12 protein-coding genes and 1 tRNA gene are annotated in these 13,412 nt (G+C 38.8%); 8 read left to right on the top strand and 5 right to left on the bottom strand.

Translation table 11 applies throughout. The annotated features are described in order from the left end of the window. Nucleotides 1-203: 203 nt before the first annotated feature. The 4 genes from BP621_RS09510 to BP621_RS17235 all read left to right on the top strand — a co-directional run bounded on the left by BP621_RS09510 (nt 204) and on the right by BP621_RS17235 (nt 3,338). Nucleotides 204-527 (top strand): hypothetical protein, encoded by a 324-nt coding sequence (locus tag BP621_RS09510; protein WP_292389398.1) that lies wholly within the window; start codon nt 204-206, stop codon nt 525-527. A 501-nt stretch (nt 528-1,028) separates the two neighbouring features. Beyond that, nucleotides 1,029-1,331: a hypothetical protein gene (locus BP621_RS09515; RefSeq protein WP_292389400.1), complete on the top strand. Its 303-nt coding sequence runs from the start codon at nt 1,029-1,031 to the stop codon at nt 1,329-1,331. A 560-nt stretch (nt 1,332-1,891) separates the two neighbouring features. Continuing rightward, a complete protein-coding gene (gene fen, locus BP621_RS09520; protein ID WP_292389401.1) occupies nt 1,892-2,908 on the top strand; it encodes a flap endonuclease-1 in 1,017 nt (338 codons plus the stop codon). Between the two features lie 286 nt (nt 2,909-3,194). Next, nucleotides 3,195-3,338 carry a hypothetical protein gene (locus BP621_RS17235; RefSeq protein WP_394339298.1) on the top strand — a complete coding sequence of 48 codons (144 nt, stop codon included), beginning with the start codon at nt 3,195-3,197 and terminating at the stop codon, nt 3,336-3,338. Between the two features lie 13 nt (nt 3,339-3,351). Here the strand turns inward: BP621_RS17235 and BP621_RS09530 are convergent, their stop codons facing one another. Together BP621_RS09530 and gpmI are read right to left on the bottom strand one after the other, a co-directional pair. Next, nucleotides 3,352-4,308: a beta-ribofuranosylaminobenzene 5'-phosphate synthase gene (locus tag BP621_RS09530; protein WP_292389403.1), complete on the bottom strand. Its 957-nt coding sequence runs from the start codon at nt 4,306-4,308 to the stop codon at nt 3,352-3,354. Between the two features lie 264 nt (nt 4,309-4,572). After that, nucleotides 4,573-6,120, bottom strand: coding sequence for a 2,3-bisphosphoglycerate-independent phosphoglycerate mutase (gene gpmI / locus BP621_RS09535; RefSeq protein WP_292389404.1), 1,548 nt, complete (start codon nt 6,118-6,120; stop codon nt 4,573-4,575). A 249-nt stretch (nt 6,121-6,369) separates the two neighbouring features. Here gpmI and BP621_RS09540 point away from each other — a divergent pair, with 249 nt between their 5' ends. Together BP621_RS09540 and BP621_RS09545 are read left to right on the top strand one after the other, a co-directional pair. Continuing rightward, a complete protein-coding gene (locus tag BP621_RS09540; RefSeq protein WP_292389405.1) occupies nt 6,370-6,981 on the top strand; it encodes an acetate uptake transporter in 612 nt (203 codons plus the stop codon). Nucleotides 6,982-7,605: 624 nt separating this feature from the next. Then, the gene (locus tag BP621_RS09545) at nt 7,606-8,529 is read left to right on the top strand and encodes a UbiA family prenyltransferase (RefSeq protein ID WP_292389406.1); all 924 of its coding nucleotides are present in this window, start codon (nt 7,606-7,608) and stop codon (nt 8,527-8,529) included. A gap of 169 nt (nt 8,530-8,698) precedes the next feature. On the opposite strand, the gene BP621_RS09550 is transcribed toward BP621_RS09545, so the two are convergent. Further along, nucleotides 8,699-9,484: a helix-turn-helix transcriptional regulator gene (locus tag BP621_RS09550; RefSeq protein WP_292389407.1), complete on the bottom strand. Its 786-nt coding sequence runs from the start codon at nt 9,482-9,484 to the stop codon at nt 8,699-8,701. 856 nt (nt 9,485-10,340) lie between these two features. Next, a complete protein-coding gene (locus tag BP621_RS09555; protein WP_292389408.1) occupies nt 10,341-10,508 on the bottom strand; it encodes a hypothetical protein in 168 nt (55 codons plus the stop codon). A 286-nt stretch (nt 10,509-10,794) separates the two neighbouring features. On the opposite strand from BP621_RS09555, the gene BP621_RS09560 reads away from it, so the two are divergent. Both BP621_RS09560 and BP621_RS09565 read left to right on the top strand, forming a co-directional pair. Then, nucleotides 10,795-10,867 (top strand) — tRNA-Gln (locus BP621_RS09560). A gap of 1,098 nt (nt 10,868-11,965) precedes the next feature. Continuing rightward, nucleotides 11,966-12,868 (top strand): proline iminopeptidase-family hydrolase, encoded by a 903-nt coding sequence (locus tag BP621_RS09565; protein ID WP_292389409.1) that lies wholly within the window; start codon nt 11,966-11,968, stop codon nt 12,866-12,868. 40 nt (nt 12,869-12,908) lie between these two features. Here BP621_RS09565 and BP621_RS09570 read toward each other — a convergent pair. Next, on the bottom strand, nt 12,909-13,412 hold a 504-nt coding region (locus tag BP621_RS09570; RefSeq protein ID WP_292389411.1), incomplete at its 5' end, for an alpha/beta hydrolase family protein.

The raw sequence follows: 13,412 nt of genomic DNA on the forward strand, positions 1-13,412 counted from the left end.
CATAAATATTAGCCTGTGAAAAAATTATATATTATATTTCTTTAAAAATAAACAAAATAGAAAAAAGTAAAAAATAGAAAATCGTAAAAATAGAAAAGCAGTAAATACTTTAAAGAATATTTCGCTTGATAATTTTGAAACAGGCGATATTACAGAAAGCTTGCGTATGCGGAACAATTTTACAGGTATGTTAGAGGTATACGATGGAGACTAGAGATACAATATTTCTTGTTGTGATGGTTCTGTCATCCTTTCTTCTATCCTTTGAGTGGCTTAGAAGGTTTGCATATAGACCAACAAATCCCTTAATTATTCTTTCGGTTATGATTCTGGTCGGAACATTAGCTGTTATGCTTATCTCCGTTAACAACAGGCTTCAGGAACTCGAAAACAAAATGGAAGCAAAGGACCGTACCCTCAAGGCCAACATGGAGAGTACGGAAATAAAGATTGAAGAACGGCTGAATGAGCTATCAAGCAAAGTTGATAATGCAGTTTACGAATTCAATCGCAGAAAATACCACTAATTTCATCTATAATTTTTGATTTTAGGGCCAGGATTTTAAGTTTCTATATTTTAAAAAAGCATAGTTTGAATCCCAAATTTTGCAAATAATCAAATATAATTTTTTTTATTTAAGAGAATTTAACAGTTTGGCAGTATGCCCTTTATAGGGCAGGAATCTTCTATATGAACTGGGTTAATTAAAAGAAAAAACGGCTCAAGTATTTTTTGAATAGATTCTCAAGCTTCATTCAGTTCTGAATTTAATTTATTAACATTTATCCTAATTTTAATCCTAATATATGTTAATTTCTCTGATTTAATTAATACCCAATTAAAGTATTTCGAGCACAGAATCCGTGACCCAGCAAACTATATATATTGGTTATTCTGTACTACAGAGGAATATCTGAAGCTTAACAATTACAAAATAATTAATAAGATATTCTGTATCGCAAGTTATTATTACTCAGAGTTAGTATTATTTGATTACTTGTGTAAGCAGGTAAAGAAGGAAAGCTATATGCACCTTAGTCTGGAACCGATTGGCATTATTACAAAGGTTGCAAATAAGTCGGAAATTTTGATTTATTCTGATTTTGAACAGGTCATACGGAATATCGTGTCCAAAATAGGAGAAGGAGCTGAGAAAGGACAGAAGCTCCTGGTCGTCCATAAAAACAACAACCAGAAACAGATGGATGGTCACCAGGTCCAGGTCACGAAAGCGACTTTACTGGAAAGAAAAGGTAATTTGCTGACAATATCCAAAATAGAAGCAAATGAAGATTCAGTAATCGATGTTCGACTTGACCTTACCGCTTGATTTTCTGAGGTATATGTAAAGGCTATAAAGCCCATTAAGTTCTCGTCTCTTTTCTCTTCTCTTACTGGATAGCTTTGATTGGACCTCAGGAAGGGCTAACATGGTTAAGTTCAAAATCGGTTAAAATCTACGACTTGGACTGGTATTCCATGGCTTTTCTGGATTCTATGATTGGATGAATTCCATGAATTGGAATGAAATCACATTAAATTTCTTTACTCATTTCCTTCTGAATAGTACTGTCTTTCAACAGTGTATATTCATCGACAAGTACCTCAGAATAACTCTGAATACGCGGTAAATATAAGACTTCAATACCTATAAAACGTATTGAGCAGTAAATCACATGATCATTGTAGAGCACCTTTGATATTGACTTGCTGTAAAGAGTTTTTGAAATTGATTTGCTGCAAAGCGTCTTTGATATTGAGCCGCAGTAAAGCATCTTGATATCGACTTCTCACATAACAGTTGAAAAATTAAAAAGTAGAAAAAACTAAAAAAGAAAGTAATGAAAGCGCTGAGGCTTTCTGGGAAATTTCAGATACTCGAGGGAAAATATGGGCACAGATATAGGCGACCTGCTCCAGAAAAGAAAAGTTGAGCTTTCAGATCTTACAGACCAGGTGGTTGCAATTGATGCGTTTAACACGCTGCACCAGTTTTTGAGCATTATTCGCCAGCGGGATGGAAGTCCTCTTGTCGATTCCGCAGGGAGAGTGACCTCCCATCTTTCAGGCCTGCTCTACCGGACAGCGAGCCTTGTAGAAGCTGGTGTCAAACCTCTTTTTGTGTTTGACGGAAAGCCTCCTGATCTCAAGTCTGAAACCCTGGACCGAAGGAAAGAAATAAGGGAGTCTTCTCGGGAAAAATGGGAGAATGCAAAAGCGGTAGGGGATCTTGAATCGGCTTATAAGTATGCTCAGGCTTCTTCGAAGGTAAACCAAGAGATTGTTGAAGATTCCAAATATCTCCTCGGCATTATGGGAGTTCCCTTTGTTCAGGCACCCTGTGAAGGTGAAGCCCAGGCTGCACATATGGTTCTCAAAAAAGATGCCAACTGCGTTGCTTCGCAAGATTATGATTCTTTTCTTTTCGGGGCTCCGATAGTTGTCCGGAACCTGGCTGTAACAGGAAAACGCAAGCTTCCGGGAAAGAATGTTTACATAGATGTCGAACCCGAAAAAATAGAGCTGGATGAGACTCTCGAAACTCTGAAAATTACGCGGGAGCAGCTCATAGATATCGCGATCTGTGTAGGCACGGATTATAACAAGGGGCTGGAAAAAATAGGCCCTAAAACAGCCCTCAAACTAATTAAAAAGTATGGGGATATTTATGCTGTACTCCGCGAAAAAAAGGCAGAAATTGAAGCTGTGGACCAAATAAGAGATATTTTTCTCCACCCTGAAGTAACGAATGATTACGAAATAAGATGGGGAAAAACTGACTCTGAAAAACTTCTCGAATTCCTCTGCGAGAGTCACGATTTCTCGGTTGACAGAGTGGGAAAAGCTGCAGAACGCCTTAAAGCCGCATCAGGAACTAGACAGAAAACTCTTGACCAGTGGTTTTAAGGAATTATCGGTTCAAACCCCCTTTATTTCTCAAATTTTTTCTTTCTTTATATACGTTTATCCCTAACTCTTCAGTCAAGGAGATATGAGACTGACAAGGACAAGCTGAACTCTTTCCAGAAAGAACACTCACTTGCCCAGACGCATGGAATTGTGAACCATGAATTTCTCTCCACATCCAGGGAACTTTATGCAATCAAATGGTCCTTTCTAGACTGATGGCCGCAGCTCTTTTTCAGATCCTTATTGTTGGGCTTCGGGAAATGTAGCCCTTCTCGTTGATACGATCCATAATTTTGGAGATGCCGCAACCGCAGTTCCTCTGTGCTTCGCCTTTTTTCTTTCCTGGAAAAAGCCGAATAAGTGTTTCACTTACGCTACGGCAGAGGATATTGCAGAACACAACGATTTTTCTTTTCACTCTCACTGAATCTGTAAGGCTTTCAAACTCGGGATATTTCTGCGCCGTGGTTTCTTGCCCTAGTAAGCATGACAGTCCCGCCAACGGAGTCATCAATCATTTTCTGGACTTCAGCCTGAAGCTGCCTGCCTTCGGATTTGTTGTCTACGAAAGAATATACTACAGGCCCAAAGGAGCTTACCCCGGCTCCGTAGCTCCGGTTGCGCATGAAAGAAGCGATATTTTTCACAAACTCAGGCCAGATAAGGTTCTCCCTTTTGTTAAAACCGACAGTTTGGACATGATTTACTGCAGCTCCGAAACTCTCTATGTCATCTTCTATTACGGCAGGTATCATCTGCATAAGCACGACATGGGAAATTTCCCTGACTTCTTCTATAGGGAGGGGGCAGAATTTCTTGAAGGTATCAATTTCTTCCTGGTCATGCATCCCCTTTTCATTGGGGATTGCAATCACCATGTCCCATTCAGGGAAATCCTCTCTGAAGAGCACTGGCCCGGAGGGCACTTTGCTGGCAGCTGATGGCATAAAACCACCTTTATCTTTGAATTTGTGTCCTCCGTCAACTATAAATCCGCCTTTCTCAAAAGCAGCTACTCCTATACCCGAAGTTCCTCCTCTTTTTACTGAAAGTGCAAGTTCTCTAACGCTCTTCCCAAGCCCATATAGTTCATTAACAGCCGCTGCCGCGGCCAAGGAAGATTGAGTCCCTGATCCGAAACCCACATGGGCTGGATACACTTCTTGTACATTGATCCTGATCCCTTTCCCTTCAGGAAGCAGGGATTCTGCAGCTCTTTTCATTCGATCGGCAAAACCCTGCAGACCTTCTATACTGACTCCATCAGCTTCTTCAGCCGTAATTCTTATATTGGGAGAGGAAAGGGTTAGTCCTGCTCCTCCATCGACTCTTCCGATCTCCGCATTCATATCAATAAGCGTCATATGAATTCGGCAAGGAGTGGTTATTTTGATCATTCCTGTTAAACTCCAAAACTACACTTAAAGTTTTATGACTTCCTAAGTCCTGTGCTTCTTTTATTGTAGCTGCTGGTATTTAATCCTTTAAAAATTATCTTTTATCTAATCTTAATTTCATAGAAATAAAAAATAACAAAAGAAATGAAGTATAAAGAAAGCAGAAACAGAAGGGAAAAATTATAGAAGGAAAAATTAGTGTTTCTGAAATTTCACATCGTTTTTATTATTCAATAAGTTCAGGTTGTTTTTCTCCGTCTTTAATTATTGTTTTATAATAAGGGATTCTCCTGTCATCTCCTCAGGCTTCCGGACTTTGAGGAGTTCCAGAAGTGTTGGTGCAAGATCGCACAGTTTTCCATTCTTAAGTGCTTTAATTTCATCATTCCCTACATAAATACACTTTACCGGATTTGAGGTGTGTGCGGTATGCGGTTCTCCCGTCGTCGGGTTTTCCATCTGTTCGGCGTTCCCGTGATCTGCAGTTATAATTGCTACACCTCCTCCTTCTTTCAGAGCCGCTGAAATTCTGCCCACGCAGTTGTCTACTGTTTCCACTGCCTTTACTGCGGCCTCAAAAATTCCGGTGTGCCCAACCATATCCATATTTGCGAAGTTAAGGATAATCACATCATACTTTCCTGCCCGGATCCTCCCTATCACTTCCTCCGTAACCTCATATGCACTCATTTCGGGTTTAAGGTCATAGGTAGCAATCTTTGGTGATGGGATGAGGCAGCGGTCCTCTCCGTCATAGCATTTTTCCTGCCCTCCATTCAGGAAAAAAGTCACATGGGCATACTTTTCGGTTTCGGCAATTCGAAGCTGGACCAGCCCCTGCTTGCTCAGGACTTCACCAAGCACATTTTCCAGCTCCTCCGGCGGGAAAGCTATAGGCAAATCCAGAGTTTCATCATACTGGGCCATACAGACATAGTAAACTTTGGGGTGTTTTTCTCTGGGGAAGTTCTCAAAGTCTTTATTTACAAAAGTCCAGGTAAGCTGCCGTGCTCTGTCAGGCCTGAAATTGAAGAAGATTATAGAATCATTATCCTTTATGACTGCCTCGGGCTTTCCTTCTGAGTCTGTGATCACAGTCGGTTTTACAAACTCATCAGTTTCTCCTCTTTCATAAGCTTCAGAAACTGCAGTTTCTGCATCAGGAGTTTTGTAAGGCGCAGCTCCCATAGTCAGGGCATCATAGGCAAGTTTTATTCTATCCCAGCGCTTGTCTCTGTCCATTGCGTAATAGCGCCCTGATATAGTAGCGATCTTGGCATTTCCGTTCTCCTTACAAAAAGCATCAAGTTCCTTTATGTCTTTAAGGGCAGCTTTAGGGGACACGTCTCTGCCGTCCAGAAAAGCATGTATATATACTTTTTTCAACCCTTCCTGCTGTGCAAGTTTGATAAGGGCATAAATATGGGTCATATAGCTGTGAACGCCTCCGTAGGAGACAAGCCCCATAAGATGCAGGCTTGAATCGTTGGCTTTGGCATTCGAAATCGCATCCAAAAAAGCCGGATTCTTGAAGAAGTCTCCTTTCCTTATGGAGAGGTTTATTCGGGTCAGATCCTGGTACACGATTCGCCCTGCTCCTATATTCAGGTGCCCGACTTCGGAATTTCCCATCTGACCTTCCGGAAGTCCTACAGCTTCTCCTGAGGCTTCTAAGAAACACCAGGGATATTCCTTTTCCAGCCGGTCAAGATTTGGAGTTCGGGCTGCCAGGACAGCATTTCCTTCTCTTACTTCCCTGTAGCCCCAGCCATCAAGAATAATGAGCATAAGAGGTTTTTTTGCTTGAGTCATATGAAGCAAATTCCACACCTGTTCATAAATAGCTTATTATGAAAATTCTTAACAGCCTATGTAAAATTTTTATATTATATATTTATAGTGTATTGAAAATATATTTTACTGTCCTTAATTATAAGTATTAACAATTACATATTTCTGAAATGTGAAAAATGGACCTCAAAAACAATTGATTATCTTGATGTAATCTTTATTGGAAGTTCAGACTAAATTTCCGGGTAACGGGAAGGAGGATTTAATTTTATGAGTCAAAATATTAAAGACGTCATGAGTATTCGTGACATAAAAATAACGGATTTATCCGCAAACCCTGCTCCTCTGGGTTTGACAGCTTTTGGAATGACGACTGTGCTCTTGAACATACACAACGCAGGCTTCTATCCAATGAATGCGATGATCCTTTCGATGGGCTTCTTTTACGGTGGATTAGCTCAGGTCATTGCCGGAATTGAGGAATGGAAAAAGGGAAATACTTTTGGGGCCACGGCTTTTACCTCATTCGGGTTCTTCTGGCTCAGTCTGGTAGGAATTGTTCTGTTACCTAAAGCTGGTGATAACTTTACAGGGTTGGCTGCAGCCTCATTCCCGTTTGCTGCATACCTCTTTATGTGGGGAGTCTTTACCACTTTCATGTTTATAGGCACATTGAAAGGTTCACGGGCTCTCTCCGTCGTTTTCCTAACTCTTGCAATTCTGTTCTTCTTGCTTGCAGCAGGAAACTATCTGGGTGACGCCGGTGCCGGAATCCTAAAGATAGCTGGCTATGAGGGAATCTTCACAGGACTCTCCGCAATGTACACAGCTCTTGGTCAGGTATTAAACGAAGCATATGGAAAGAAAATGGTTCCTTTATAATATTTGTAATCCTTTTTTTTGGGCTTTACTGCCCTCGATTTTAATTTTTTTCTGCTTATCAGAGCTTTCCGAAAAAGCTTTTATTTCCTGTAATGACTAAATTTTTCGTAAATTTTCATTTTTCCCTGGGTCTTAGACTTCTTTGGGGACATTTCCTTAAATAGGGGGAATAATTTGAATTATTTTTCCGACTTCCATCGATGCCGCCCGGCAGATTTATTTAATTTTGACTCTTCGCTGTTTTGAGTGAGTAGTTTATATCCATTTTTTACTATGGAAATAGCATGCTTAAGTTTAAAACTGGTTATTGTTGAAATCACAGTCAGGCTCGATGGTTTCATTTTGGCCGGACAACTGTATACATAAAATAATATTTGACCAGTTTAAAGAGAACTAAATTCCTTAATATTAATACTAAAATTGGCAATTATTTAAACATGTTTTGGGATATATCCCAATCTTTTAAGGAATAGGGAGAACATAGTTTCCTTCTAAAGTAATCGTTAGTTTATTCAGCTACTGTTCGTTCATTTCTCTAAATATAAATGACTCCTCATATCTTAGAGACATTGTAAAATCTTATACTGGATAAATAATATTTAAAAGTGCTCCAATATTATTTTTATGAGCTCCAATGTATTTTTCGGAAGTTTTGAACGTTTTCTCAGGTACAGACGAAAGAATGCCCCGGAACTTGGGAAAAAGAGTGCTACACTCGAACTCTTAAAAAGTTCCGTTTTAGTTGCGTTTTCAGGCGCACTACGAATTCATATTGCTTTCCTCCTGCTTCAGATTCATTCGAGTATATTCACCTGCATTGCGGGAGGACTCGTAATTTACAGCGTATATACACTCGATAGGGCTCTTGGCTCAGAAGAAGATATTGTAAATCGGAAAGAGTTAAGTGGATCAAGAAAAGAAATCGGGCTTGCAGCCTCTATGCTCACCTTCGTGATAGGAAGCTATGTACTGACAAAAGAAGGAATGCTCGCACTTGCATTCTTACCTCTCGTAACTGGCTTCCTTTATAGTAAAGGCATTAAAATCGGAAAATTCGCTTTGAAACTCAAAGGTGGACTTGGAGTCAAAAACTTTGTTGTAGGTCTCACCTGGGGGGCTTTTATTTCAGGGCTTGCAGGCAGCACCTGTAGAAGCATGCTCCCTATTGTTTTAGTTTTCACTTTCTTTGGGGTTAAGCTCTTTATCAATTCTGCTATATATGATTTCAAAGATGTCAAAGGAGATACTCTCGCAGGTCTCAAAACCCTTCCTGTAAGCCTTGGGGAACAAAATACCCGTAATTTCCTTCTCGGATTGCATCTGCTATCCCACCTGATTCTTGGTATTGCCCTAATTAATGGAGTTATTGCTTTTGAGCCTCTCATTATCCTTTACAGTTTTATATGCGGGCTGATCTGCATCCAGAATTATACAAAAACTGATGACGTGGAGATTACTTCCCACGAGTTAGAAAGAACAATTCTTGTGGATGGAGAATCAACCTCAATTGTTGGGCTGAGAACGATTGTAAATGCCTTCCTAGCATAAAACAGATTTAAAACAAGATTTATGCGGAAGTACGAGAGCAATGAGACAGGTAAAATATCCAGAAAAAGCAATCCAATTATCCGGAAAATTCCAAGAAAAAGTCCAGATCCTGCAATCCCGATTTCCGTATTCAGTTTTAAGGTTTCTTTCCAGAAACCTTCAATAAGCTTTATAGATTCTTTATTTCAATTGAGTTTTCTTTATAATACTTAAAAAGATCCTCACCCCATTTGATTGAAGACGAGTCAAAACCTATAAGGTCGTTTCGAGGATCAAAGGTTCCGTTTTTGAAAAAGAGCGAAAGGGATAGGAAACAGTCTGTTACAACAAAGGCTATTTTTGCGTTGTCGTATACATAGAAACCCGCGTGCTTGAATTTAAGGAATTCTTCAATCTCAGCACTATGCTCACTTTTTATTTTAAAAAATACATTCGGAGTAACAATTATTGAAACCGGAATATTTTTGCGAGCTAATTCCAGAAACATTTGGGGATGACTTGGAAGAAAAATGGATGAAAAGCCATAGAAGTTTGTAGAAGACAGTATGTTATCCTTAAATGCCTTATGAGTATCATAAATATGTTCCTGTTCATCTCTTACGACTCTGCACTCTTTAAGTTCCTGAATCCTGTTTAACAATATTTCAGGAATAGCAGCAAGGTCATGCTCTCTCCAGAAAATTTCGTTTGCTTCTATAGCTGTCAGGGTATCAAGTAGGGGCTTGTAATATATGGCTGAAACTTTTCCGAGAGGTGCCAGCCGATACATACCCTCCTGCCTGACAATCAAATTTGCGGCTTCCATTTCTTTAAGGCGAGGCAGGATTTCAGGTGACCTTACATCAAAATAATCTTTGATGTCAGAAAGAGTTCTTGGATTCTCCTGAAGTAAAAATAGAATATCCTTCCTTTTTTCTGAAAAGGTCAGAATGCTTAAGAGTCCGCTGGCTTTCACTTTTATCAACCTACTATTTTTAGTATGTTTTTGGAGTTAATCGGGGCTTAACGTCCAAAGTAGGACCTTTGCTTCTGGGTTACAATATATAAAATTTAAGCTTATACCCCTCTCATTTTTTAAACAGATTAAAGATTAGCAGTTCTACTCAGATATTATATCATTGCTAGAATGATATACGAATTCAATATATATTATCTTTTTCGAAAGTGTAAATACCATTAGCAATTTTTCTTTCCTATTAAGAATTTTACATATCAGTCTTCCGAAAGCATAATATAACTCTTTAAATAACATTTTCCAAAATTAGAAGAAATTGTATATGTCAATGATATCAGATTATTTTACTAATATAAGCTCAATATTGATTTCCCTGAAAATAGAATGAAAATGATAATTAAAAAATTAATATTTACCATTGAGAAAAGCAATAATTAATTTAAAAAAGTACGTAAGGATTTTAAATGAAAAGTGTATTCAATCGGAGGATAAATAAATTTTATCTGTATACTAACCTTTATACATTTCAATTTATTAGTAGCATCAGTTAATTTCAATAGAAAGGCAGTTGGATTTAACTATATGTTTCTAATTAGACCTAGCAGGTCTATGTGATCTTCTAAGAACTATAAAAGTAGCGATTTTCTGTCGCGATAAAGTAGAAATATTCTGCCAAATTTGAAATTATCATTTTTCTTCGATAATCAAAACTGGTGACAATTGAGTTTGAAAACTTTTAAAGTTAAACATGAATATAAAGTTAAACATGAATACTAAGATTCCCTTCACTGGGGCAGCATAGACTCCAATCCAATATATTATTCAGTTCCTGCTATGAGGACCAAGCCCGTGGATATTAAAAACACACCGCAGCTAAGTAAGAAGAAGCCCGAGAGTGATTCAGTCCGTTTTCCGTATCCCCCAATACAGCCGCTTCAGAAGTATGCTCCCATCTAACATATCCTGAAGCACGAACCGCTGGCTCCCGGGCAATTCTGTCACAATCCGCTACTTCGCTATTCAATCATACCCTTTCTCTCCAGCTCCATAATATAGTAATGAAATAAATTATTTTAAATTAATTATCCGAAAAATTACCTGTTAATGAAAAATAGTTCCGTGGAAAATATTTCAAAGCCAAAAAAGAACTGTATAGAAAAATGTAGAGGTATAGAAAGTCTTAACAAAGAAATTATTAAAAAGTAGAATATAGAGGAAAAGAATATTTCTGAAAACTAACACGAAAAAGTCCTGATCTGGCACAAAAATTAAGTACAAGAATTAATCTATAAGTAAAAGCTTTAACATGCAGTCCTGTAGGGTAGTGGTCAATCCTTCGGGCCTTTGGAGCCCGGGACAGCGGTTCGAATCCGCTCAGGACTATAAAAACATTTTTAATAGTTCTAATTAATCCTACTATTTTTCAAACTTATTTTCTCAAACTCTATTTTACTGCACACATTATATAATCAGCTATAATCAGCCATATTTTCCTGGATTCACATAGATGTAAAATAACAGAACATCTTTAACCATCAGTCTCATAGCCAAAGGAAGTGCAATTTCAATGTTTTACACATAGAAAGGTATCTCTTCGTACTCATTTTATCTACTCTCTTCACCCTCGTTCGCCTCCTCTCATCACTCATTTCCCTCTCTAATCAAAAACATCATTACTATTATCCTTACAAGAGGGTCTGCCTGCCAGAAACCGAAAAAAGTGGTTCATTGTAAGTCCCAACAGTAAAGGAATTGATAGGAAGATGCAAGTTAATGCTTCCTGTGAGTCAGCCACTAGCACTCCTCACGTTTTCTAATACGAAGTAAAGGCATAATAATCACTGAAAGAATGGGGATTATTACTCCTGTTAGTGAAGGATCAGGAATCTCTACGAAGATTAACTTCTTCGTAAACTCATAAAGCACGTAAGCTTCAAACAAGAAAAAAGTAATTGATACAAATTTTATGGCTTTTTTTCGCTTGTTCTCTCTTCATCTACTGGACATACTTCATGTTTACGAAGTCGCCAAATAAGGACAAGGTCCAAAAGAGATTCAACTATGCTACCCAGATCAAAATCTACCAAGGCTATACTTCCGGGCATTAGTGCCGAAAAATATAGATAAGATAGCCTCAAGAACATTATAAATCACAGTGAAATACTCAAGATTAAGAGCTTTTTTGGAAACATCACCCATCCATATGTTATCTAATCCAAAGCATAGAGAGTGTGTAAATACTGAGAATAAGTAAACGATCTATTCCACAACTGACTCTAAATAAGTATTATAAACCAATATATGACCCAGCAAGCAATATCATAGTATAATGATAGCAGCAAAACAACTCCATCGTAAAAAGTAACCCTATAACATCCATAAATTTTTAGAGATTATTGTAGTTATAAGCTCCTTGGGCAACTTAATAAGTTCCGAATATTATTTTATATACAGTTACCAATTAATATCTAGTGTATGATTATGGGTTGTGAAGGAAAGGCTAGTGACAAAGTTGTCGAAGGTTATATTTCAGTAACTGGCGGGAAAATATGGTATAAAATTGTAGGGGCAAATAGGAAAAAAATCCCTCTTTTGGTATTGCATGGTGGCCCTGGCGCACCTCACGACTATCTTGAATCCCTTGAAGCTTTGAGCGACGAACGACCAGTAATCTTTTATGATCAACTCGGGTGTGGCAACTCCGATAAGCCCAACGATACATCTCTTTGGACCCTCGATCGCTTTGTAAATGAGCTTGAACAGGTTAGAACCTATTTGTGTCTTGATAAAATGCACCTACTTGGCCAATCATGGGGAACTATGTTGGCTGTCGATTTTATGTTAGCTAAAAAACCGAAAGGTGTAATGAGCCTGATTCTCTCAGGTCCTTGCCTCAGTTCCTCGCGCTTCGCCTCAGATCAGAAACTCTATCTTTTGGAACTTTCGGATAATTTCCAAAAAATAATTAATGAGAGTGAGGTGTCTGGATGTTTTGGCTCCAAAGAATATCAAGATGCTATGAGGGCTTATTATAAGATCCACATCTGCCGCCTGGATCCCTGGCCGGACTGCCTAAACAGAACTTTGGAGAAATTAGGGCATGAAGTCTATGAACAAATGTGGGGTCCAAGCGAGTTCACAATCACAGGGAATCTAAAAAGTTATGAGCGAGTAGATTTGCTGAAGGAAATATCCGTTCCTACCCTTTTCACCTGCGGACGCTATGATGAAGCTACCCCGTCTACAACTGCATACTACCATAGCATGCTTCCAGGCTCTGAGATTGTTGTATTTGAAGGTGCCTCTCATGAACATCACCTTGAAAAAATAGGTGAATATCTTGAGGTTGTACGTAATTTTATAAAGAAAGTAGAAAATGGATAAATTTTCAACACTTTCTTTAAACCTTTATTCCACTAAAAAATCAAACTGTGCCCTTCAGGTTTTCCACGAAGTAATCAAAAATCCTGTGCAATAAATATTCATTCTCCGGGAAGTCATCATGGTTTGCATTTGGCACAATTAGCATATCGAATTTCTTATCTGCCTTTATCAATGCGTCAACGAGTTGCATAGTCTGGGAGGGGTGGACATTATCATCCATATCTCCTGTCACCAGTAAGAGATGGCCTGTCAGATTCCCTGCCTTTAATTCAGTGATCTGCTCAGTGTAATTGCTTACCTGAGGCATACCCTCGTATTTTTCTCCCCAAGATGCCGCATAATATCGGCTATCATAGTTGCCTGCTGATGCTACACCTACTTTATAGAACTCCGGGTAAGTGAGGAGGGCCTGAGCTGTCATAAAGCCTCCTCCCGAATGTCCATAAATTCCAACCCGGTCAAGGTCCATATAAGGCCGATCTCTGGAAAGCTGTTGCAAGACATTGACATGGTCAGCCAGCCCTCCAGCACTGCCAAGGTGGCC

Source organism: Methanosarcina sp. UBA5, assembly GCF_002505485.1.
In the GTDB taxonomy this organism is placed as follows: Archaea; Halobacteriota; Methanosarcinia; order Methanosarcinales; family Methanosarcinaceae; genus Methanosarcina.

Coding starts and splice junctions, on each gene's coding strand:
- BP621_RS09545 (WP_292389406.1), top strand. CDS start 7,606: ATGAGCTCCAATGTATTTTTCGGAAGTTTTGAACGTTTTCTCAGGTAC.
- fen (WP_292389401.1), top strand. CDS start 1,892: ATGGGCACAGATATAGGCGACCTGCTCCAGAAAAGAAAAGTTGAGCTT.
- BP621_RS09510 (WP_292389398.1), top strand. CDS start 204: ATGGAGACTAGAGATACAATATTTCTTGTTGTGATGGTTCTGTCATCC.
- BP621_RS09515 (WP_292389400.1), top strand. CDS start 1,029: ATGCACCTTAGTCTGGAACCGATTGGCATTATTACAAAGGTTGCAAAT.
- BP621_RS09565 (WP_292389409.1), top strand. CDS start 11,966: ATGGGTTGTGAAGGAAAGGCTAGTGACAAAGTTGTCGAAGGTTATATT.
- BP621_RS09530 (WP_292389403.1), bottom strand. CDS start 4,308: ATGATCAAAATAACCACTCCTTGCCGAATTCATATGACGCTTATTGAT.
- gpmI (WP_292389404.1), bottom strand. CDS start 6,120: ATGACTCAAGCAAAAAAACCTCTTATGCTCATTATTCTTGATGGCTGG.
- BP621_RS09540 (WP_292389405.1), top strand. CDS start 6,370: ATGAGTCAAAATATTAAAGACGTCATGAGTATTCGTGACATAAAAATA.